Below are 22,488 nucleotides of genomic sequence, written 5' to 3'. Positions count from 1 at the left end.
GCCCGGCGGGCGCCTCGCGGCGGGGCGGGGGCTTCGCGCCCCGTTTGCCGGCGCGTGGCGGTCCAGAGCGGCGCCGCGCCCTCGCCTGGCCCCGCTTTCACGCCGCCGGCGCGGGAATCGCTTTAAGATGCAACGACCGCCGCCCGGGCGCCGAGGCCCGGGCCCTGCCAGTTCCGAGGGAGACAGACAGCAGATGGGAGCATTGAGTCATATCCGCGTTCTCGACCTGAGCCGCGTGCTCGCCGGCCCGTGGTGCGCACAGACGCTCGCCGACTTCGGCGCCGACGTGATCAAGATCGAGCGGCCCGGCGCGGGCGACGACACGCGCCACTGGGGGCCGCCCTACCATCGCGCCGCGGACGGCAGCGACACGCGCGAAGCCGCCTACTACCTGGCGGCGAACCGCAACAAGCGCTCGGTGACGGTGGACATCGCCAGCCCGGAAGGCCAGCGCGTGATCCGCGAGCTGGCCGCGCAATGCGACGTGGTGATCGAGAACTACAAGGCCGGCCAGTTGAAGAAATACGGCCTCGACTACGCGTCCCTGCGCGAGCTGAAGCCGGACCTGATCTACTGCTCGGTGACGGGTTTCGGCCAGACCGGGCCCTATGCGCACCGCGCCGGCTACGACTTCATCATCCAGGGCCTGGGCGGCTTCATGAGCATCACCGGCGAGCGCGACAGCGAGCCCGGCGGTGGCCCGCAGAAGGCCGGCGTGGCGATCGCCGACCTCGCCACCGGCCTCTATTCCTCGGTGGCGATCCTCGCCGCGCTGACGCATCGCGACCGCACCGGCGAAGGCCAGTACATCGACATGGCCCTGCTCGACGTGCAGGTGGCCCTGCTCGCCAACATGAACACCAACTACCTGGCCAGCGGCCAGCCGCCGGTGCGCTGGGGCAATGCCCACCCCAACATCGTGCCCTACCAGACCTTCCAGACCAGCGACGGCTGGATCATCGTGGCGGTCGGCAACGACGGGCAGTTCCGCAAGTTCGTGGAGGCCGGCGGGCGCGGCGAGCTGGCCGACGACGAGCGCTTCGCCACCAATCCCTCGCGCGTGCGGCACCGGCCGATCCTGGTGCCGATCCTCGCCGAGATGACGCGCACGCGCAGCAAGCAGGAATGGATCGCCGCGCTGGAGGCGGCCGGCGTGCCCTGTGGGCCGATCAACGACCTGGCCGAGGTGTTCGAGAACGAGCAGGTGGTGGCGCGCGACCTGCAGGTGGAGCTGCCGCATCCGAGCGGCGCGCCGGTCAAGCTGGTGCGCAATCCCGTGAAGATGAGCGCCACGCCGCCCGAGGCGCGCAGCGCGCCGCCGCTGCTGGGCGAGCATACCGAGGCGGTGCTGCGCGAGCTGCTCGGCTACGACGAGGCCGCGATCGCGGCGCTGCGCGACAAGGGCGCCGTCTGAGACGCGGGCGGCGCGGCCACGGTCACGGCCGCGACCGCCATGAAAAACGCCGGGACACGCATTCGCATGTCCCGGCGCCTTGCGTCGATGGTGAACCCGCCGCGAGCGGCGGCTCCCTCGACGTCACGTGTCATTGCCCGGCGTCGCCGCCGGTTTCTCCCTGATGCCTGTTGCTGCTGTTCGACCTTGCCGTCTGATGGTCTTCATGCCGCCGTTGCGGGCGTCATGGGTGGTTTCCCGGCCGTCGACCGACGCGCGGCGGCGGCCTGGAAACCTTGCATTCGGCCCGGCGCCCTCGGGGCACCGGGCCTGAATCACTCGAAGCGATCGATGCGCCGGGCCGGCGGCGCCCAGGCGCACGCGAGGCCCGGCCCGCGATCAACGATGGACGTTCGCGCCGACGATGCCGCCCGCGGCCGCGCCGGCCACGGTGCCGATCGGGCCGCCCGTCACGAGATAACCGAGCGCGCCGCCGGCGGCCGCGCCGATGCCGGCGTTGCGCTGGGTGCGCGTCATGGTGCAGGCGCCGAGGCTGGCGACGACGAGTGCGATCACGGTGGTGCGAACCAGGAAATGCGTCTTTTTCATTTGAATGTTCATATCGAATCCCTCCTCAGCTCATGCGGCTTGGAACCGGGTGAGCGAATCTTATGAAGCCGCCGAGCGGCCGCCAACGCGTTTTACCTCCCGTTACGACTGATACAGGCGGCCCGGCGCCGGGCCGGCGCTCCTCACCCGGCGCCCGGCTCAGGTAGAATCGACGGTTTCAGGCGGCGCAACCGGCGCGCGCCCTCCTTTCTTCCTGTTCCCGCATGAGCACCGAACGCAACGACGCCCCCGCGGCATCCAATTTCATTCGCAACACCATCGACGACGACAATCGCTCGGGCAAATGGGGCGGGCGCGTCGAGACGCGCTTCCCGCCGGAGCCGAACGGTTATCTGCACATCGGTCATGCGAAGAGCATCTGCCTGAACTTCGGCGTGGCGCGCGACTACGGCGGCGTCTGCCACCTGCGCTTCGACGACACCAACCCGGAAAAGGAAAGCGTCGAGTACGTGGACTCGATCGTCGACGCCGTGCAGTGGCTCGGCTTCGAGTGGCAGAAGGACGGCCGCGATCACACGTACTTCGCCAGCGACTACTACGACAGGCTCTACGAATACGCCGAGCTGCTGATCACGCGCGGCAAGGCCTACGTGGACAGCCAGAGCGCCGAGGAAATGCGCGCCAACCGCGGCTCGGCCACCGAGCCCGGCACGAACTCGCCGTTCCGCGAGCGCTCGGTCGAGGAGAACCTCGACCTGCTGCGCCGCATGAAGGCCGGCGAATTCCCCGAAGGCGCCCATGTGCTGCGCGCGAAGATCGACATGGCCTCGCCGAACTTCAACCTGCGCGACCCGGTGATCTACCGGATCCGCTACGCGCATCATTACCGCACGGGCGACAAGTGGTGCATCTACCCGATGTACGACTACACGCACTGCATCTCGGACGCGCTGGAAGGCATCACGCATTCGCTGTGCACGCTGGAGTTCGAGGATCACCGCCCGCTGTACGACTGGGTGCTGAACGAACTGGCCGAGGCCGGCGTGTTCACGCGTCCGCTGCCGCAACAGATCGAATTCTCGCGCCTGAACCTGACCTACGCGATCACCAGCAAGCGCAAGCTGCTGCAACTGGTGACCGAGAACCACGTGGACGGCTGGGACGACCCGCGCATGCCGACCATCGTCGGCATCCGCCGCCGCGGCTTCACGCCCGAGAGCCTGCTGCTGTTCTGCGAGCGCATCGGCGTGACCAAGGTCGACTCCTGGATCGACATGGGTGTGCTGGAAGGCGCGCTGCGCGACGACCTGGACGAGAAGGCGCCGCGCACCGTGGCCGTGCTCGACCCGCTCAAGCTGGTGATCGACAACTACCCCGAAGGCCAGACCGAGGACTGCACGGCCCCCGTGCATCCGCATCATCCGGAACGCGGCGTGCGCACTTTCCCGATCTCGCGCGAGCTGTGGATCGAACGCGAGGACTTCCAGGAAGTGCCGCCCAAGGGTTATTTCCGCCTGTTCCCGGGCAACAAGGTGCGGCTGCGCTACGGCTACGTGATCGAGTGCACGGGCTTCGACAAGGACGAGCAAGGCCACGTCACCGCCGTGCATTGCAACTACTTCCCGGACAGCCGCTCGGGCACCGAAGGCGCGAACAACTACAAGGTCAAGGGCACCATCCATTGGCTCAGCGCGGCCGCGGCCGTGCCGGCCGAGGTGCGGATCTACGACCGCCTGTTCCGCGAAGCCCATCCCGATGCGGGCGGACGCAACTATCTCGAGGCGCTGAACCCCGACTCGAAGAAGATCATGCAGGCCTATGTGGAACCGGGCACCGAAAGCGCGGCTCCCGAGGCGCGCTACCAGTTCGAGCGTCATGGCTACTTCGTGGCCGATCGCCATGATTCGAAGCCGGGCAAGCCGGTGTTCAACCGGATCGTGCCGCTGCGCGATAGCTGGGGCGGGAAGTAAGCGTCCGGTGCATGGATGAATGAAAAATACCCGGCTTCGGCCGGGTATTTTTTTGCGTCTGCTTTGGTGGAGCGAAGAGAATCGCCGGAAATCTCAGCCCGGCAAATCCCGATGCAGGTCCACCAGCGACAGCGTGGTGGCGAACACCTTCGCCAGGCTGCGGCTCGCGTACTGCCTGACCTCGTCCAATTCGACCCAGCGGAACGCGTCCATTTCGGGGATCGATGCGCCGGTGGCACGGCTCGGGAACATCGAGGTGCAGATGCAATGGGAGAGATCGGTTTCGTCGGCACGCAGGCGCGCCGCGAACAGGTAGAGATCCTTGTCGGGACGGTAGAGGAAGCGGCCCAGGTCGACCAGCCGCTCGGCCGCCAGCGCGATGCCGGTTTCCTCGAACAGCTCGCGAAGGGCGGCTTCGCGCTCCGATTCGCCGGCATCGTGATGCCCCTTCGGGATGTCCCAATGCGACGTCTCGGTTGCGTGCGCAAGCAACAGCCGCCCTTGCGGGTCGAGCAGCACGACCCCGCACGACAACACGCGCGGGGCGTGCGATGGCCGCCTGCCGGCCATCGTCGTCAACGCTTCTGGAATTGCCAGTTGCCCGCCGCCGTCTTGCAGTAGCGCGGACGCAGCGTCATCGACTGGCCCTTGGCATTGATCTCGACGGCGATCTCGCGGCAGCTACGGCCATTCTGCTCGGCGGTGGTGGGGGTGAGCTTCGCCTCGATCGGCGTGCCGCGGCCGTCGTTGCTCCAGGTGGTGGTTTCGCCGTCCTTGCCCTCGTCGCGGGCCTGATAGACGGCCTTGGTCAGCGAGGCGCGATCGGCCTTGCTGAAATAGGCCATCGGCGTGTCGCTCAGGAAGTTCAGGTTGCTCTGCGCCTGCGCGCCCAGCGCGGTGGCGACGAGCACGGCGCCGGCCAGCGCGCGTGCCACGTTCGGGAGAGATGCCCGCATCGTCTTGTTCTCCTTGGAATGGGATTGCCGGACGGGATGCGCCGCCTGCTGCACGCACATCCCGTCGGCGAGCATATCATGCCCTCCCGCCCCACCCCGGCTCAGCGCGCCGCGACCTTCTGCTGCTGCGCATCGGGCCGGTAGCCGTCCGTGAGCGTGTGCAGGAAGGCGATCACGTCCTGGATCTCCGCCTCGCTGAGCGCCGGCTTCTCGCCTCTCTTGCGATCGAAGGGCGGATCGGTATTGATGTTGGCCCAGTAGCGCTTCGGCAGATCGTCGTACTTCTGCACCACGCCGTGACGCACCGGATAGAAGCGCTCGGGGTTGGTATCGCGCTGCACGTAGAAGCGCAGCACCTCATCGAGCGAGTGATAGATGCCGTTGTGGAAGAAGGCCTTCTTGAGCACCACGTTGCGCAGCGTCGGCGTGCGGAAGATGCCGCAGAACTCGTCCTCGCCCTTCAGGTCCTGGCGCTCCGGCCCGCAGGCGCCCAGGTCGTGGAACTTCGGATCCTTGTTGACCGCCAGCTCGCGATTGCGCGGCACGCCCAGCGCGATCAGGCCGAAGTCGCTGAACTGCGGCGGCGAGCCGTCGAGCGCGCGCTGGCTGATATGGCAGCTCGCGCAATTGCCCTTGCGTTCGTCGTTGAACAGTTCGAGGCCGCGCATCTCGGCGGCCGTCAGCGTGGCCTTGTGGTCGAGGAAGGCGTCGTACTTGCTGGTGTAGGGCGTGAAGACTTCCGGCGTCTGCTCGTAGGTGCCGAGCGCCTGCAGCACCGCGTTGAAGGTGGCCATGTCGTCGGCCAGCACCTTGTCGCCGAAGGTGGCGCGGAAATCCGCGAGATAGGGCGCGGCGCGCACCGCGCTGGCCACCTTGGCCGGCGTGCTGTTCATCTCGAAGCGCGTGGTCAGCGGAATGCGCGCCTGTTGCTCGCCGCGATCGACGCGGCCATCCCAGGTCAGGCCGCCGGTCGGACCCGCATCGACGCTCTCGTCGCCCTCCTCGTCCGAATCATGGAAGTGCCGCGTGAACGGCGGCACCTTCTGCAGATACATCAGCGTTGGCACGGCGCGGAAACCCTGCTGATGGAGATCGTCGCCGCCCAGTTGCACCGACAGGCCATTAGGCGAACCGAAAGCATGGTCGGGGCTGTGGCAGGAAGCGCATGCAAGCTTTCCGGAACCCGAGAGCGCCGGATCGAAAAACATCTGCTTACCCAGTGCTGTCATTTTCTTGACAGCGGCATAGACCTGCGCGCGCGTCTGTGGCTGGTTCGCGACCACGATCTCGTTGCCGGCCGCTTGCGACGCGCCGGCCTGCGCCGTCGATTGCGAGGCGGCCGATGCCGCGGCGGCCTGATCGCCCGCCGCCTGCGGCGCGCGCGAATCGCAGACGCTCAGCAGGCTGGCGAGCGCAAGCGAGACGATCGCGACCGCCCGGACGGCGAAGGGGTGGCGATCCGGCCGAGGCCGGGCGAGGTCTTCGTGCAGGCTGCGCATGTCGATCCGAAAGGCAGGAAAGGAAGGCGCGAGCGTATGTCAGTCAAATGTCAATTCCGTGACTGCGAGTCGATAGGCAAACGAAAGCTGCACTACATTTCGCTGTCAAATGTCACTTACATAATCCGATCAACTGGCTGTCATTCGTTGTACGGGGGATCAGCCGGTTCCTACGGTACATGTGCGACTAGAGAGACAAGATGAAGAAAACTTTGACCCGCGTAACGCCCATCGCGCTCGCAGCAGCAGCCTTCCTCGCGGGCTGCGGCGGCGACGACGTCACGACCGCGCCGTCCGGCGGCAACAACAACACCACGCCGCCTGCCGCGCAGACGCTGTCGTCGGTGAAGAACATCGTTGTGATCTACGCGGAAAACCGCAGTTTCGACAACCTCTATGGCGCCTTCCCCGGTGCGAACGGCACGGCCAACGTGAAGGCCTCCGACGCGATCCAGCTGGACCGCGACGGCACTACGCTCGCCACGCTGCCGAAGATCTGGGGCGGCCTGACCGCCGCCGGCGTGACGCCGGCCGTGACGGAAGCGATGACGGCGAACCTGCCGAACCAGCCCTTCGCGATCGACGATCCGGCAGGCTTCAACACCGCGCTGAACGTGACCACGCGCGACCTGTACCACCGGTTCTACGAGAACCAGATGCAGATCAACGGCGGCAAGAACAACATGTTCGCGGCCTGGGCGGATTCGGGCGGCCTGGTGATGGGCCACTACAACACCGATTCGTCGAAGCTGCCGCTCTGGAAGATCGCCCAGCAATACACGTTGGCCGACAACTTCTTCATGGGTGCGTTCGGCGGCTCGTTCCTGAACCACCAGTACCTGATCTGTGCCTGCGCGCCGTTCTACGCGAACGCGGACAAGAGCCCGGCCGTCAACTCGATCTCGAAGGTCAACGCCGACGGCGTCTCGCTGACGGTCGACACCGCCAACTCGCCGGCCTCGGCGCTCAACGGCGCACCGAAGTTCGTCAACTCGGGCAACCTGACGCCGGACTTCTTCGCCGTCAACACCATGCAGCCGCCTTACCAGCCGAGCGGCAACAAGGCGCCGAGCACCGACCCGCTGGCGGCCGACCCGACGGTGGCCACCACGCTGCCGCCGCAGACCGCCACCAACATCGGCGACCTGCTGAATGCCGCCAACGTCTCGTGGGCCTGGTACGGCGGCGCGTTCGGCGCGGCGCTGACGGCCTCGCAAGGCGGCACGCCGGCAGCCGCGGCCGACGGCACGACGATCGCCAAGGCGAACTTCCAGTACCACCACCAGCCGTTCAACTACTTCAAGAACCTGGCCCCGGGCACCACGGCACGCGCCACGCACGTGCTCGACGGCGGCCTGAACGGCTCGGAGTTCATCAAGGCGATCGACGCGGGCACGCTGCCGGCGGTGAGCTTCTACAAGCCGCAGGGCAACCTGAACGAGCACGCCGGCTACACCGACGTGGCCTCGGGCGACGCCCACATCGCGGACGTCATCTCGCACCTGCAGAAGAGCCCGCAGTGGAACAACATGGTGGTGGTCGTGACGTATGACGAAAACGGCGGCTTCTGGGATCACGTCGCGCCGCCGAAGGGCGACCGCTGGGGCCCGGGCACGCGGATTCCGGCACTGGTGGTTTCGCCGTACGCGAAGAAGGGTTTCGTCGACCACACGCAATACGACACCGCGTCGATCCTGCGCTTCATCACGCGCCGCTACAACCTGCCGAAGCTCGACGGTATCAAGCAGCGTGACGACGCGCTGGTGAAGAACGGCGGCGCGGCGATGGGCGACCTGACGAACACGCTGACGCTGTCGACCAACTGAGCATCACGGTAAAACAGCGATTGACCCGTTGGTAGCGGGTTTCGAGTGATTGGGCGGCTTCGGCCGCCCTTTTTTGATGATTGTCCGGATTCGACGCCGGGCCGGATCAGAGCAATTGCTGAGCCGACAGCGCGAGCAGCAATCGTTCGATGCCAATGCCGAACCCGGCACCCTCGCGATACGCCCCACCGCCAGCGATCTGCTGCTGCGCTCCCAGTTCCCGGCAGCGAATCTCGAACCCCTGCCCGTTCAGGTAGTAGCTGATACCTCGTCGCGCAGCCCGGTCGAGTTCGTAGCGAAGCCCCAATGAATCCAGGAAGCCGATGGCCATTTCCTGGCTGCATGCCGATGCGCGCTCGAGGTCGGTGCCCAGGCATTCGAAACCGAGCTGGGTGAATTCGCGGTAGCGCCCGGCTTGTGGTCGCTCGTAACGGTAACAGCGCGCGACGTAGAAGAAGCGCCGCTCGGGCCGGCCGGCCAGCAATTCCTGGTTTTGCTCCTGGAACAAGGCCGTGGCTTCCGGTATCAGGCAACAGGGGCGCCCTTTCTTATCAGGGAACGCCCACATCTGACCGATGATTTCGCTGCCTCCGGCCTTTTCGATGAAGGTGTCCTGCGACCACAGTGCCGGGACGATCGCTTCTTCAGCGCCAGCCTCAATGAAGGTAGCTCCGGAAACGGCTCTCGAGATTGCGAATCTGGGCGGCGTCCTTGCCGACCACGAAGCGGGTGCCGCGAAGCATGCTCATGTTTTTCTCCGTATGAAAATAAAAAAGGCGCCGATGGCGCCTTGGTTTCGTATCAGCCGGGCGGGACCGCTTGGATCCCGCTCCAGTGTCATGGACGTAACGAACCACGGCGCGATGAAAGGCGGCCGTGATGGTGATGCAGTCGAGTGGGTACGTTACGAAGTTCCATGTCGGCAATACTGACACAAGAGCGGCGGGCTGTGAACTGCTCCGAATTCCGACAATGAAGCGGCGTCGGTCGCTATAACTGCCGCTCGATCGCCGCCTTGTCGATGATCGACCAGACCTGCCTGATCCTGCCGTCGTGGAATTCATAGAAGACATTTTCTGTGAAAGCGACGCGCTTGCCGTTCACGGGCAGGCCGAGGAAAGTACCGATCGGCGAGCAGTCGAAATGCAGGCGGCTGGCGATACGAGGCGGTTCGCATACGAGCAGTTCAATGTCGAAGTGCAGGTCCGGGATCTCGCGGAAGTCCCGCTCGAGCATCTCGCGATAGCCGGACAAGCCGATGCGCTGGTCGTTGTGGATCACCTCGTCGCCGACGAACATGCCCAGGCGTGCCCAGTCTTGCTGGTTCAGGCAGGCGATGTAGGCGCGGTAGGTTTCGGATAAAGAGAGTTCAGTCATCGTCGTCCGTGCTTCCTGAATAGGTTGATTAGAGACGCTCTACTCCACGCCTCGCGATCTCGCTCGATACTCCGCATGACGTACCGCGAGTGCCTCTTTCGAGGGCCACTCGGCTTCGGCGGCCGGCAGACGCAGGATTCGTCCATTCAACACGCCATAATCGCCCGCCCTCAAGCTTTCATCGAGCACCACGCGATATGTCGTCGGATCGATCGACAACAGCCCCATGTCGAACAAGGTGTGCAAGTCACCACGCAACAACAAACCATTCGCGACATGATTGGTTTCGGGGCCGCGATACGCGACGATATGGGCCGCCTCCAGGACCGGCTGCACCTCGCATCCGCTAATCGCGCAACGGCCATCGTAAGCGCTCAACAATGCTCGACGAAATGCCGGCTGGCCTTGGCGCCGAACGATCGCGCGATTGATGCGGCTGCGCGCATCCTCGATGCTGCTGGGATCGAAATCGCCGCTGGCCTGTACCTCCCGCTCCGCGAGGGCAAGTTGTGGATCATTGCGTTGAAGCGAGAAGGACGCAGGCCGCTCACCATGGTGAGCAACGTAGCGGAACGCGCCCTCGTAGCGAAACCCGGCCCCCTCGTACTCGTATTTTTTCTTTCGATAGAACAGCAAAACCTCGAGACCGCGTTGAGCGTGCTCGATGATAAGCGAGTCGGTACGACCAGCAGTTTGCCCCTGCCAACTCAGTAGATCGCCTTCGAGCTTATCAACGTATTGGGTTCGATCCTCGGTCTTTTTCTCCGTCACGAACAGCAGCACCGAGGTAAAACCCGCCGGTCGAAACACGCCGTTGTTGATCGTGGAGTCCTGGGTATCGAGGATCCCGCGCAAGGCATCGCGTGTGTAGACCTGCCCGGCCTGCAGCAGGTCGGAAACGCGAGTGGATACATCGATTCCTGCAATGTCGGCGTCGAGGGAGTCTTTAAGCATCGTCGTGGTTGGCCTAGCGTGTCGCCGGCTCGTCTTTTTATCTCGAAATTAGGGCGAAACTTGGCGGATTCTAGGACGATTCGCTACCCGTTGTCTCGGAAATGGAATGGAATCTTAGGGATATCAGGCCACTGCCGGCACCCATCCCATCAGACCGACTCGCGGTGGACATGCCCCGCCGCGCTACGCGGGAACACCAGCAGCACGGCAAAACCACCCGCTTCCGGCATCGCGAACGACACTTGCCCGCCGTGCGCGTCCATCACCTCCTTCACGATCGCGAGACCCAGCCCCGAGCCGTCGCGTCGCTCGGCGCCCTTGCCGTCGAGGCGCACGAACGGCCGCATCACCGCGTCCCAATGCTCGCGTGGAATGCCTGTGCCGTTATCGGTCACGGTCAGGATGAGTTGCTCAGCCGTGCCATCGATGGTCACGACGATCTGGTTCGCCATGCCGTGATGCAAGGCATTGTGCAACACGTTCGAAAGCGCTTCCTGAAGGCTGATCGCATCGCCGTCGATCGTCGCGTCGGCGAGCCGCGCATCGAGCGACACCTGCACGTCGCGCTCGTCGGCGAGCGGTATCGTGCGGCCCAGCACCTCCTTGGCCAGCGCCACGAGGTCGATCGGCTGCAACGGCACGACCTCGGTGCGATGAATCACCATCGCGTGATTGAGCAACTGCCCCGTCAGGCGCCCCACGTCGGAACAGGTCGCGCGCAGCGTCTCGAGCCGCGCGCGCTGGCGCGCCGCGTCGGACTCGTTGCTGAGCATCTCGATCTGCGCGTCGAGCCGCGCCAGCGGCGTGCGCATCTGGTGCGCGGCGTCGGCGATGAAGCGCTGCATGGTGGCCACGCGCTCGCCGAGCCGGCGCATCAGGCCGTTGATCGCGCCGATGATCGCGGCGATCTCGCTCGGCGTATCGATTATCACGGGCCGCAGGTCGGCCGGATCGCGCGCCGCGATGATCGACTCGATCTGCGCCAGCGGCGAGAGCCCGCGCCGGATCGCCAGCGCGCTGGCGCCGATCGCGAGCGCCGTCATCAGCACGATCAGCGTCCAGACCTTGATGCTCATGTCGTTGGTCAACTGCTCGCGCGCATGCGTGGTTTGCGCGACCGTCACCAGCGCCCAGCCGGGCACGCGCTCCTCGGGCATGTGGCGCGCGATGGTGGCGATGCGCACCGGCCGCTGCTGGTAGCGCGCCGTCGCGAACCGGGTGCCGCGCTGCGCGGCAGCGACGTTCGCCGCATCGGGCAGGTCGTTGTAGCCCGCCACCACCACGCCGCGCGAATCGACCACCTTGTAGTAGACGAGGTCGTAGCGCGACAGCGTCGACAGCGCGGCCACCGGCGGATTGAGCGCGAGCACGCCGCCCTGCACGTAGAGATTCTCGGCCACCTGGATCGCCGCGCCGGACAACAACTGATCATAGGCGCGCTCGGCCGCGACGCCGGCGTAATAACGCGTGATCAGCGACAGCGCGGCCGCGCCCGACACCACCACGCAGGCGATGAACAGCAGCGTGCGGCCGAACAGCGTCTTCGGAAACCAGTCAGCGCGTCGCAATCTGGTAGCCCATTCCGCGTGCCGTGCGAATCTCGACGTCGCTGCCCTGCAGCTTCCTTCGCACGCGCGTCACGTATTGTTCGACCGCATTCGCGGAGGGCTCGCGGCCGAAGCTGAACAACTGGTTCAGCAGTTCGTCCTTGGAGAACACGCGCTGCGGCCGGCTGGCGAGGATTTCGAGCAGCGCGAATTCCTGGCGCGACAGCGGCAAGGGCTGGCCGTCGAGCTCCGCGAGCCGGCTGCTGCGATCGATCGAGAGCGCGCCGAAGCGCAGCACGTCGCTGGCGTGGCCGCTGTTCCGGCGTAGCAGCGCCTGCACGCGCGCATCGAGTTCGCGATAGTCGAACGGCTTGACCAGGTAGTCGTCGGCGCCCAATCCCAGCCCGCTGACGCGATCGTCGATCGCCGAGCGCGCGGTGACGAGCAGCACCGGCGTGGTGCTGCCCGAGGCGCGCAGCCGGCGCAAGATCGCGAAGCCGTCCATCGACGGCAGCATCACGTCGAGCACCACCAGGTCGAACGATTCGACGCCCAGCAAGCTGGAGGCGGCCGCGCCGTCGCGCTCGAGATCGACCGCGTGGCCGAGCCGCGTGAGACGGCTGCCGATCGCCTCGCCGATCTCGGCGTCGTCCTCGACGACCAGAATACGCATGGTTGAAGTCCTGCCGATTAGGGAAATTACGGGTAATCCCGAGGATGGGATGTCAGCATTTTCTCAGACTCGCTCGCTAAGCTCCATGCCAGTTCATACACGGGCCCGAACGGCCCTTCCGGAGGAGACCTGCACGATGCAGCGTGCCCACGCGCCAGCCGATTCGCGTTCAACCGCGGTGGCCGCCCTCGAGGTGGCCCGCGCAGACGCGCGTTCGCGAGCGTGCAGGCCGGCATGTGTGCCGTCTCCTCGGCCCTGCGTCGCGGGGCGTGCCTGATGACGAAAGCCTCGCCGCGCCGCCGCGCGTTGCTGGCAGGCGGCATCGGCGCCGCGCTGGCGCCGCTCGCCGCCCACGCCTTCCCTTTCTCGCTGTCCAGCCCGCCAACCGTCAGGATTTCGAAAGGTTATGGCGTGCTCTATCTGCCCCTGCTCGTGATGGAGCGGCAGCGCCTGTTCGAGGCGCACGCGCGGCAACGCGGGCTCGGCAAGGTACAGGTCGAATGGGTGCTGCTCGACGGCGGCAACTCGGTCAACGACGCGATGATGGCCGGCACGCTCGACTTCGCCGGCGCCGGCGCGCCCGGGTTCATCGAGCTGTGGGCACGCGCGCGCGGCATTCCCAATGTGGAGGTGATCGGCATCAGCGGGCTGTCCGCCACCTCGCTGTCGCTGAACACCAACCAGCCGCATATCCGCACGCTCACCGATTTCACGTCCGAGGACCGGATCGCCGTGCCCGGCATCCACACCTCGCTGGCGGCCGTGATCCTGCAGATGATCGCCGCGCAGCAATTGGGCATCCGGCGTTTCGCGCACCTCGATCCGATCACCGTGAACCTGTCGCATCCGCAGGCGATGGACGCCCTGATCCGCCGTGAAGGCGGCGTGACCGCGCATTTCGCCTCGCCGCCGTTCTCGACGCTCGAATTGCGGCAGCCCGGCATTCACCGCGTGATCGATGCCGTCCAGGTGCTCGGGCCGCTCACGCTCGACGTGATGTTCGCGCCGAAGCGCGTGGTCGATGCCGAGCCCGGCCTGGCGGCGGCCTTCATCGGCGCACTCGACGAGGCGAACCGGTTCATCGCCGCGAATCCGCGCGAGGCGGCCGCGATCTATGTGTCCTCGTCCGGGGTGCGTGTGTCGCCCGACGACGTGATCGCGATGCTGGGCATGCCGGAAACTCGCTTCTCCGTAGTGCCCGACCGGCTCATGGAATACGTCGATTTCCTGCACGGCGTGGGCACCATCAAGACCCGCCCGGCCAATTGGAGCGACATGTTCACCGCCCAGCTCGGCGCCTACCAGGCGCGCTGAACTGGCTTTTTTCCTTCGTTGCAACCGCAGCTTTCAGCAAGACGTATCAAACAGGAGTCCAGCGTGACCATTGCCTCCCCCCCTATCGCTGCCGCCGGTGAAGAGCAGCGCGTGATGTCGAAGATCGCATGGCGCCTGATGCCGATCCTCGTCGTGATGTTCCTGATCTCGTTCATCGACCGCCAGAACGTCGGCTTCGCCAAGCTGCAGATGGTGCATAGCCTGAACATGTCCGAGGCCGCGTTCGGGCTGGCCTCGTCGTTGTTCTTCATCGGTTACCTGCTGTTCGAGGTGCCGAGCACGCTGGCCCTGCACAAGTTCGGCGCGCGCGTCTGGCTCGCGCGGATCATGCTCACCTGGGGGCTCATCACGGTGGCGATGGGCTTCACGACCTCGAGCCCGGTGTTCTCCGGGCTGCGCTTCGTGCTCGGCGTGGCCGAAGCCGGGTTTTATCCCGGCGTGATCTACTACCTGACGCTGTGGTTCCCGCAGAGCTACCGCGCTCGCGTGCTGGGGATCTTCACGCTCGGCAGCGCGCTGGCGAACATGCTCGGCTCGCTGGTGGGCGGCTGGCTGCTGAGCCTCAGCGGCGTAGGCGGCCTGGCCGGCTGGCAATGGGTGTTCATCGCCACGGGGCTGCCCGCCGTGGTCGTCGGGATCGCCGTGTTCCGCCTGCTGCCGACCTCGTATCGCGAGGCGCGTTTCCTGTCGGAGAACGAGAAGCAGATCGTCGGGGCCGCGCTGGAACGCGAGGCGCCGCCGCATGCCGAGCATTCGCAGCCGTGGAAGGCGCTGCTCGATCCGCGCGTGATGCTGTTCGCGGCGACCTACATGATGATGTCGACCTCGCTGTACGGCGTGACCTACTGGCTGCCGACCATCGTCAAGTCGTTCGGCGTATCGAGCACCACGAACGGTTTCCTGAGCATGCTGCCCTGGGCGCTGGCCGTCGTGCTGCTGATCTGGCTGCCGCCGAAACTCAAGCGCGCGAAGAGCCTGCTGCGGACCATCGGCATCGTGGCGGTGCTGGGGGCGATCGGCTTCGTGCTGAGCCTCGTGCTGCCGACCACGCCGCTGCGCTTCGTTGCGCTGGTGCTCGGCGGTGCCTGCATCCCCTTGATCTATCCGTGCTTCTGGTCGATGCCGCCGCGGTATTTCACCGGTGCCCGGGCCGCGGCCAGCGTGGCGGCGATCAACTCGATCGGCAATCTCGGCGGTTTCTTCAGCCAGAACCTGATGCCGCTCGCGGGCAAGCTGACCGGCACGGCGTTCGGGCCGATGATCGTGCCGATCGTTTGTTTGAGCATTCTTGGCGTGGGAGCGTTTATCGGCTGGGCTCGGTCGGAGCGATCGATGGTGGTTGCGCTTCAGGATTGATGTAGCGCGCTGCAATACAGTACCGGTTTGAAGCCATCGACCCGCGAGGATCGATGGCTTCGTCGCTTTTCGATCAGGCTTTCGATACGGTCAGCATCGCCTCATCTTGATCACGCGCGAAATCTGCGCAAGCGTGAAGCTGCTGTTTTTCACGTACTCGGCGTAATCGGCGGGAACGGTCAGCGAAGCGGCCACCACGTAGTCGCCGGCATAGCGAAATCGGTCCGATGCGGTTCGCAGGAAGATCGGAACCGGCTCCGCCTGCCGCGCCAGCGTGCGCCCCGCCGCGCGCGCCGAAGCGCTGCCGTCGCAGACGATGACGTCGGGCGCGTGGGGATTCAGGTCTTGTCGCAAGCGAGCGGCGACGACCTTGCCGCCCTTCACGGGCAGGAATGCCTGCTTGCTTCCACCCGTGATCCTGTGAATGTCTTCGCGTGAATATTCTTTTCCGATTTCGAACATGTTTGACTCCGGGATATGGCGTCATGCAGCGGCGCTGCAACGCCAATCCACGAGATCGTAGCGAAGCGTTTCTAAAATCGGTGTAAAGACCGTGGCTATCAGGGTTGCCGGCGCGTGGCCTCGACGGTTTTCAGCAGCGATTGCAGGCCGCGCCAGCCCCAGTACACGCGATGATGGACGATCAGGCCATGTTCGATGTCCATCACTTCGACCAGGTCGGTCTGGTCGCCCGAAGGCGTGTCGCGAGGATATTCCCAGACGAGTTGCTTGTCGTCGGTGTGGAAGACGTCGGTGCGATACCAGTGCGCGAAGGCGCCGGCCAGCTTGCGGAAGCCCTCGGAGAAGAATCCGCGGATGGCTTCGCGTCCGTCGAGGATGCCGGTTTGATTCCCCGGTTCAACGAACAGGATCGTCGGTGACTCGAAACGCGCGTGCTCGGCGTAGATCGACATCAGGCCGTCGATGTCGCGCTCGACGATCGATTTGTGCCACTGCCGGTGGATGTGGGCGATTTGTTGAGGGGTGGAAGTTGCGGTGCTCATGTCGGGTCCTGTGCGAAGGTGAATGCGCAAGATCCGAGCTTACGGGTAGTGGATGGGGGAATGTTTCAGGCTCGGATGAAACGAGTCCGCTTGTCATTTTTTATCGAGTATCCACCAATCGAGCAAGGTCTCGTCTTCCGGATCCTCTAAATTCTTATAGATGTTCGCGAAGTACCATGCCGACCCGGTGCGCCGCGTGAAGTCGTCGAGGATGAGGTTGATCTTTTCGAACTCATTGTTAGCCGGGATTGAAATCGTGAGGTTTCCGGCATTCACACCGTCCACGCTGCCCTGGAGGGCGGTATCAAGGACGGACTCCAGCCAGGCCAGGTCATCTTGCGAAATGTGGTCCGAATACACCTGGACGCAGAAATTTCCACCGCGCTTCAGCACCGTCACCGGGGTGGCCGGGCTCCCAATGTGGATCACGTCGCCCTTTGCCAGGTTCAAGGCCAACCCAGGCGACGCAAGCAGTTCGTAGATGTCTTCATCGATCTTCCTCGCTGGGAGCTCCTCGCAGACTGCACTGCCATCGGAAGCAGTGCCTGCAAAGACTCTGATCAGAGTTACATTCTCGTCCATGTCCCTAAACCTAAGCTTCAATTACATATTGCAAGCTCCACGCGCCGCCTGACTCATACTCCTAGCCGCGAAATGACGTTGTTTGTGCGAGACCTCGGGCCACGAATTCGCATCCGATGAGCTTTCCATCGCACACAAAGCAGGAGCCAGTATATTGGTCGTTCTTGACAGCATAGCTTTTCAAGCGCCTCTCAGACGATAACGCTTCAAGCGTAGCGATCAGACTTTCGAGGCCGAATGTTTGAAGTCCAAGTCGCTCGGAATTTTCCTTACGCATTCTTGCCCGCTCAAGAACGAAAGACACACGTTCCGAGCGTGGATAGCCCTCGATCTCAATAATTTTTGGAGACGCCAGAACTGAAGCAAGTGCGTTGCTCCATTCGGCAGGTTCAAGCTCTCCAAGCATAGATGCCAGTTGTCTAATATTGTCAGTCATCTGCACCCCTCCCTTGAAACATGTATGCCTGTACGCGTCCCTGTTTGGAGCATTTCAGGTTCGCCCCAATCATTGATATGCGTCCACCCCCACGCCCATGAATCACCCTCCTGAGGTGCTCCACGAGGCACGCTCAGCAGAACCCCGCCGGGACCATCTTTGTTTGCATGCGATAGCGCAAGTTCCTTACTGGGTGTCCAAGAAACAAATTGGCTTTCCCCAGTGAGTCCGCCTTCTGCGTGCTGCTCCGGAGTCAGATTGGCATTAGGACTGGCCGGCCGCACGACACCCTGCTTAGCCTCATCTATCGCAGGGTGGTTGGCACTGACGCCTCGATAAAGGCAGTTGCAGCACGTCAGCCCTAACGGATCAATCCAACCGATTGAATTCGGTGCATATTGATATGAGTTAAAACCACCACGAAGTCCAATCGGATCCTTACTCAAGAAACGTCCAAGCAAAGAATCGTAATACCGATGCCGGTTGTAATGCAGCCCCGTCTCATCATCCACCTGCTGCCCCTGGAACCGCAGCGCGTTCCTCGCCACCACGCCCCCCGCCGCAGCCGAAGCCCGCTCGATCACCTCCCGCGTCTCGCCCCAGGCCTTGTACACCGCCTCCCAAACCACCTCACCAGCCTCATCCGTCATCATCAACGGCGTGCCGATCTGGTCGCAGTAATAGAACATCACCCGCGCATCGCCCTGCGCCGCCGGCACCCGCTGCAGCGGATCATCCTCCGGCCGATACCGATCCCCCTCGCGCACAACCGGCGTCTCGATCCCTTCGACCGGCGCCGTCACGTACTGCGCCATCGGCACGAAGGTCCGCGCCTCATACACATAGTGCGTGCTCCGCGCCTCGTCGGATTCATACGCGAGCGTATCCCCATCCCAGCCGAACACGGTCCGCGCGCCATTGACCTCCTTGGCAATCCGCCGCCCGAGCGCGTCATAGTAGTAACTCGAAGCGCTACGTCTCAAACCCTCTTCGACCTGTGCAGCCTGCATCCGATCAAACGCATCCCACTCATACCGCTGCGTGCCCGCGGGCGAACGCTTCTGAATCAAATGCCCTTGCGCGTCGTAATCGAAGTGCGTCCCGGCATATTCCCGCAGCAGGTTACCGAGCACCTTCGGCACCGAAGCTGGCAAGGTGCTTTCACTACGCGCCGTCAACCCAGCTTGCGTCCGTGCATTCTCCGGCCGCCCCGGATCCACGATATTGCTCGCCGGATCGAACGCAAACCGTTCATGCAAGCCCGGCGCAATCGCCTCGATCAATCGTCCGACCGGGTCGTACCGGTAATCCGTCGCCCCCTTCCGGCTGTCCTCGATTTGCGTCAACTGCCCGGCGGCATCGTATCGATACCGGCGCATGCTCAACGCAGCCGGCGCCTTGTCGCGCTGGATGCTCTGCCGCTCGACCCGTCCAGCCGGGTCGTACATCAGGCTCTGCACGACCCGGCTCGACAAGGTCCGCTTCACTTCGCGATGCAGATCATCGCGCTCCAGCTGCAGCCGCTCCTCGCCATCCACCAGCAAGCCGTGCACATGCCCTGATCCATACATCAGCCAATCGATCGTGTGCCCGTCCGGCCGCACGCTGCGAATCCGGTTCCCCAGCTCGTCATAACCGTGATGCCAGACATAGCTGCGCTTCACGCCGAAAACATCATAGGCATGATGCTCGCGCACCAGGTTTCCCACCGGATCGAAGAAGCGCTGAATCCGGCTGTATCGGTTGCTCGCCTCCACCAGCCGCCCGCTCGCGTCGTAGGCAAAACTCTCCGCCTCGTCGCCGCAGGCCCGCTTGGCGAAGCGCCCCGCACGATCCTGCGCAACCTGCGTCACCCGCCCCGCATCGTCGATCGCGTCGAGACGCCCGCTCGTCTCGTCATAGCTATAGAGCGTCGACTTGCCGTCGAACTCGACTTCCTCGAGCAAGCGCCCGACCGGGTCATACCGGAACGTATAGGATGCGTCGTTCGCATCGTTCAGCCTGACGAGCCGCCCGAGCCGGTCATAGCCATATCCCAGGCGCTGCCCGAGCGGATCGATACGCGACGCGACGCGCCCGGCCGTGTCATACGAATATCGCGTCACGCGCTGCAACGGATCCGTCGCCGCCAGCAAGCGTCCTTCCGAATCGTACTGAACACGCTCGACACCAGCCGGCGAACGAATCTCTTCCAATTGCCCGTTCGCCGCGTACTGGAACGTCGTCATCGTCCCGGCCGCATCCTTGGTCGCGCTCAGGCGACCGGCCGCGTCATACGTCCACTGCGTCGTCTTCCCGGAGCAATCTCGATACGCCAGCAACCTGCCGCCCGCGTCGTAGCTCATCGACTTCGCGCCGCCCTTCGCATCGATCACCGTGATCGGCAGGCCCTGCTCGTTGTACTCGTACTTCGTTTCGTGGCCGAGCGGGTCCTTGGCGGAAACGATATTCCCCGCATCGTCGAACGCCTGGGCCCAGGCGTATCCATGCGGATCGATCGTCTTGACGAGCTGATCCTTCGCGTCGTATTCCATCTCGACGACCGAGCCGTCCACGCGCCGATGCCGCACGAAGTTGCCTCGCGCGTCGTAGTCGAGGAACTCGATGCCGCCATCGCGATGGATGTACTGCACCAGCTTGTCATTGCCATCGCGATACATCCACTCTTCGCTGCCATCCGGATAGATCACCCGGAACGTGAAGCCCTTGAGGTTGTAGTAATGACGCGTGACATTGCCGAGCGCATCCGTCACGCTCACCATCCGGAAGTCCGGATGCCAGGCCAGCGTGACCTCGTCGCTGCCGTCGTCGCGATACTCGCGCAAGCAACGCGCCCTGGCGTGCGTGCCGTCCCATTCGAGGTTCATGCCGCGGCCGGTGCGATCGGTATAACGGGTCAGCAGGTGATGCCGGTAGCGATACTCGCGTCGATTGCCGAAACGATCGAAGGCCGCGACCAGATCCCCTTCGCGATCGTATTCATAGGCAGCCAGGCGCCCGACGCGCTCGCCTTGCGCGTCATGCTCGACAATCTCGACGATGCGCCCTTGCGCATCGAGTTTGAAGGCGACCTGCACATGCGGCATGATCAGCCGATACAGGCGCCCCTCGGCGTCGTAGTCGAACGTCTGCTGGTTGCCGGCGCGATCCTTGATGAAGGCGATGCGATAGCGATCGCCATGACGCTCGTAAGCCTCGAGCACGTCATGCCCTCGCGTCAGCGTCAGCCAGCGCTCGTCGACACGCAGCAACGTCAGGTTCTCGGCAAGATCGTCGTGCGCGGCGCCGATATCGAGCAAGGGGTAATCGAGGCTGCGCCCTTCGGCATCGTGATAGACCAGCTTGGTGGCATGCACGTCGAAGCGCGTCGTGTACGGCGTGATCCAGCGAGGGCCGAGTTCGCCGCCAGCATCGTTCGCATCGAAGAACGATCGATAGGTACGCACCCAGGTGATCGGCAGGGGCCCGTCGATACTGAAGTCATCGTGATCGATCCGCTCGTCGCCGAACGCGAATCCGATCGATCCTTTCGAGCGCGAAGGCGGCGTCTTGACGGGCCCATTCAATGAGCAGCAGCCACCACCGGGAAGCTGCGCGGCGGCCGTCGAGCGCAGCGTCTCCTTCGCCCCCTGCCCCCGCACCTCCTCCGCCTTCGTGCTTCCCTGCGAGGGAATGCCCTTCTCCTGCGGCTTCGGATTCACCTTGCGCCAGCGCCGAACGCCTTCCTCCGCCGCCAGGATCAACCAGCCGATCTTGCCGACCTCGTTGCCGTCCAGCCCCTTCACGGCCTTCTGCACGGCCGGAACCTTCTGCCGAAGCGTGTCGGCGATCCCCATCAGCTTCGCGCTGGCATCCGAGTTGAACGCCTTGGCCGTTGCGGTGGCGGTATTCACCGTGCCCTTGGCCACGATCGCGAACGCGTCATGGAACAGCATGCCGATGCTGCTGAAGGTCTCGCCCGGCTTGTAGAGGATGTTGTGCCCCGCCTCCTGCAGATGCTTCTCCGCGGCGTCGACGTTCTTGCTGTAGTCCAGCGGCTTGCCGGCCGCATGCGCGAACAGGTCGGCCAGGCCATTCATCAGCGCGCCGAGGAAATCCGCCGCGCGGTTCAGCACCGCCGCCAGGTCCTTGCGCAGCTCGGCGATGAAGGTCTCGATCTCACCGGCATATCGCGCCTGCAGGCTCGACACGATGGCCGTGATGATGCCCTGCTGCACCAGTTGCAAGGCAGCCTCGCCCGCCGCCTTGCCGTTCTTCACCACCTCCTCGCGGATCAGCTTGAGCATTGGCCGCGCGCCCATGCGAACCTGCGCGGTGCCCGCCGGAATCGGGATGATGCCGATCACGTCGAGCCCGAGGTTCAACCAGTCGAACAGGTCGATCGGCCGGTCGCCATGGTTGAGCATCGCGCGGATATCGGAGATCAGGTCCACGGCCGCGAAGATGTTCGCGATGACGGGCATGTTGCGCGCCACCGTCTCCACGCGCTCGAGCGTGACCAGCCCGCCGCTGATGTCGATCAGCCACTTGTTCAGGTCCTTGAGGTTCGCGTCGATGTCCACCGGATGGAAATCGCTGAGCGGCGAGACGAAAACATCGGTCGGCTTCGGTTGGATGGTGGCCGAATCAGTCATGGTCGAGTCGTTCTATGGATGCTTTTATCGGAATGGCGAGGTGCACGATCAGGCGCGTGTCAGACCCATTTCAAGGCGGCGGCCGCGCCGCGCGCGCCCTGCGCGAGTCCACCGAGTTGCTGCGCGGTCGACTTCAGCGCGCCGGCCTGCGCGAGCGCGCCCTGTGCCCCCGCGGGCAAGGCGCCCGTCAAGGCCTGCTGCGCGGCCCCCAGCCCCTTCGAAGCGAGAGCGCCGGTCAACCCCGAGGCACCGCCCGACATCGCCGATCCCGCCAGCCCCGCGACGCCACTCAACGCACCGCCGGCACCACCGGCGCCTCCCGCCGCGCCGGCCAAGCCGCCCAAACCACCCAGCCCGCCCGAAGCGAGCGAGCCGA

General features: G+C 64.6%; 19 protein-coding genes and 1 pseudogene. 5 read left to right on the top strand and 15 right to left on the bottom strand.

Annotated features, from left to right (window positions below):
* The first annotated feature begins 193 nt into the window (after positions 1-193).
* Positions 194-1,414, top strand: coding sequence for a CaiB/BaiF CoA-transferase family protein (locus F3J18_RS26230; RefSeq protein ID WP_025099793.1), 1,221 nt, complete (start codon positions 194-196; stop codon positions 1,412-1,414).
* A gap of 378 nt (positions 1,415-1,792) precedes the next feature.
* Here the strand turns inward: F3J18_RS26230 and F3J18_RS26225 are convergent, their stop codons facing one another.
* Positions 1,793-2,002 carry an ornithine acetyltransferase gene (locus tag F3J18_RS26225; RefSeq protein ID WP_025099792.1) on the bottom strand — a complete coding sequence of 70 codons (210 nt, stop codon included), beginning with the start codon at positions 2,000-2,002 and terminating at the stop codon, positions 1,793-1,795.
* A 224-nt stretch (positions 2,003-2,226) separates the two neighbouring features.
* Between F3J18_RS26225 and F3J18_RS26220 the strand changes: the two genes are divergently transcribed.
* Positions 2,227-3,933: a glutamine--tRNA ligase/YqeY domain fusion protein gene (locus F3J18_RS26220; RefSeq protein ID WP_025099791.1), complete on the top strand. Its 1,707-nt coding sequence runs from the start codon at positions 2,227-2,229 to the stop codon at positions 3,931-3,933.
* Between the two features lie 93 nt (positions 3,934-4,026).
* Here F3J18_RS26220 and F3J18_RS26215 read toward each other — a convergent pair whose 3' ends face one another.
* The 3 genes from F3J18_RS26215 to F3J18_RS26205 all read right to left on the bottom strand — a co-directional run bounded on the left by F3J18_RS26215 (position 4,027) and on the right by F3J18_RS26205 (position 6,388).
* The gene (locus F3J18_RS26215) at positions 4,027-4,503 is read right to left on the bottom strand and encodes an NUDIX domain-containing protein (protein WP_166915035.1); all 477 of its coding nucleotides are present in this window, start codon (positions 4,501-4,503) and stop codon (positions 4,027-4,029) included.
* 5 nt (positions 4,504-4,508) lie between these two features.
* Positions 4,509-4,889: a hypothetical protein gene (locus F3J18_RS26210; protein WP_166915031.1), complete on the bottom strand. Its 381-nt coding sequence runs from the start codon at positions 4,887-4,889 to the stop codon at positions 4,509-4,511.
* Between the two features lie 101 nt (positions 4,890-4,990).
* Positions 4,991-6,388 carry a cytochrome c peroxidase gene (locus F3J18_RS26205; protein ID WP_166915029.1) on the bottom strand — a complete coding sequence of 466 codons (1,398 nt, stop codon included), beginning with the start codon at positions 6,386-6,388 and terminating at the stop codon, positions 4,991-4,993.
* A 200-nt stretch (positions 6,389-6,588) separates the two neighbouring features.
* Here F3J18_RS26205 and F3J18_RS26200 point away from each other — a divergent pair, with 200 nt between their 5' ends.
* Positions 6,589-8,214 (top strand): acid phosphatase, encoded by a 1,626-nt coding sequence (locus F3J18_RS26200; RefSeq protein WP_166915027.1) that lies wholly within the window; start codon positions 6,589-6,591, stop codon positions 8,212-8,214.
* A 106-nt stretch (positions 8,215-8,320) separates the two neighbouring features.
* On the opposite strand, the gene F3J18_RS26195 is transcribed toward F3J18_RS26200, so the two are convergent.
* From F3J18_RS26195 to F3J18_RS26175, 5 genes are all read right to left on the bottom strand, one after another.
* Positions 8,321-8,875, bottom strand: a complete 555-nt coding sequence (locus tag F3J18_RS26195) for an ATP phosphoribosyltransferase regulatory subunit (protein WP_345791246.1) — start codon at positions 8,873-8,875, stop codon at positions 8,321-8,323.
* Between the two features lie 329 nt (positions 8,876-9,204).
* A complete protein-coding gene (locus tag F3J18_RS26190; protein WP_025099786.1) occupies positions 9,205-9,591 on the bottom strand; it encodes an ester cyclase in 387 nt (128 codons plus the stop codon).
* A gap of 39 nt (positions 9,592-9,630) precedes the next feature.
* Positions 9,631-10,545, bottom strand: a complete 915-nt coding sequence (locus F3J18_RS26185; protein WP_166915025.1) for an HNH endonuclease signature motif containing protein — start codon at positions 10,543-10,545, stop codon at positions 9,631-9,633.
* Between the two features lie 149 nt (positions 10,546-10,694).
* On the bottom strand, positions 10,695-12,113 hold the full coding sequence (locus tag F3J18_RS26180) for a sensor histidine kinase (RefSeq protein ID WP_166915023.1): 1,419 nt from the start codon (positions 12,111-12,113) through the stop codon (positions 10,695-10,697).
* Positions 12,100-12,765, bottom strand: coding sequence for a response regulator transcription factor (locus F3J18_RS26175; RefSeq protein ID WP_017918850.1), 666 nt, complete (start codon positions 12,763-12,765; stop codon positions 12,100-12,102). Before F3J18_RS26175 ends, F3J18_RS26180 begins: the two co-directional genes overlap by 14 nt.
* 276 nt (positions 12,766-13,041) lie before the next feature.
* Between F3J18_RS26175 and F3J18_RS26170 the strand changes: the two genes are divergently transcribed.
* Positions 13,042-14,079, top strand: coding sequence for an ABC transporter substrate-binding protein (locus F3J18_RS26170; RefSeq protein WP_025099782.1), 1,038 nt, complete (start codon positions 13,042-13,044; stop codon positions 14,077-14,079).
* Positions 14,080-14,193: 114 nt separating this feature from the next.
* Positions 14,194-15,456, top strand: coding sequence for an MFS transporter (locus tag F3J18_RS26165; RefSeq protein ID WP_051598319.1), 1,263 nt, complete (start codon positions 14,194-14,196; stop codon positions 15,454-15,456).
* A 90-nt stretch (positions 15,457-15,546) separates the two neighbouring features.
* Here the strand turns inward: F3J18_RS26165 and F3J18_RS26160 are convergent, their stop codons facing one another.
* From F3J18_RS26160 to F3J18_RS26135, 6 genes and pseudogenes are all read right to left on the bottom strand, one after another.
* Positions 15,547-15,918, bottom strand: a complete 372-nt coding sequence (locus tag F3J18_RS26160) for a hypothetical protein (RefSeq protein ID WP_025099780.1) — start codon at positions 15,916-15,918, stop codon at positions 15,547-15,549.
* 98 nt (positions 15,919-16,016) lie between these two features.
* Complete coding sequence (locus F3J18_RS26155) at positions 16,017-16,460, bottom strand: nuclear transport factor 2 family protein (RefSeq protein ID WP_166915021.1); 444 nt, start codon at positions 16,458-16,460, stop codon at positions 16,017-16,019.
* 93 nt (positions 16,461-16,553) lie between these two features.
* On the bottom strand, positions 16,554-17,042 hold the full coding sequence (locus F3J18_RS26150) for a DUF4265 domain-containing protein (protein ID WP_166915020.1): 489 nt from the start codon (positions 17,040-17,042) through the stop codon (positions 16,554-16,556).
* A 61-nt stretch (positions 17,043-17,103) separates the two neighbouring features.
* Entirely contained in the window at positions 17,104-17,478 is a 375-nt protein-coding gene (locus tag F3J18_RS26145; protein WP_166915018.1) for a hypothetical protein, read from the bottom strand.
* Positions 17,475-22,112: an RHS repeat-associated core domain-containing protein gene (locus tag F3J18_RS26140; protein ID WP_166915016.1), complete on the bottom strand. Its 4,638-nt coding sequence runs from the start codon at positions 22,110-22,112 to the stop codon at positions 17,475-17,477. The genes F3J18_RS26145 and F3J18_RS26140 overlap by 4 nt, the downstream gene beginning before the upstream one ends.
* Positions 22,113-22,171: 59 nt before the next feature.
* Positions 22,172-22,488, bottom strand: a pseudogene (locus F3J18_RS26135) (peptidoglycan-binding protein LysM); the annotation flags it as partial.

The sequence above is a fragment of the Burkholderia sp. Ax-1720 genome (assembly GCF_011753035.1).
Taxonomy (GTDB): Bacteria; Pseudomonadota; Gammaproteobacteria; order Burkholderiales; family Burkholderiaceae; genus Burkholderia; species Burkholderia gladioli.
Note: the sequence above shows the minus strand (reverse complement) of the source record. Positions and strands in the feature narration are given on the sequence as shown.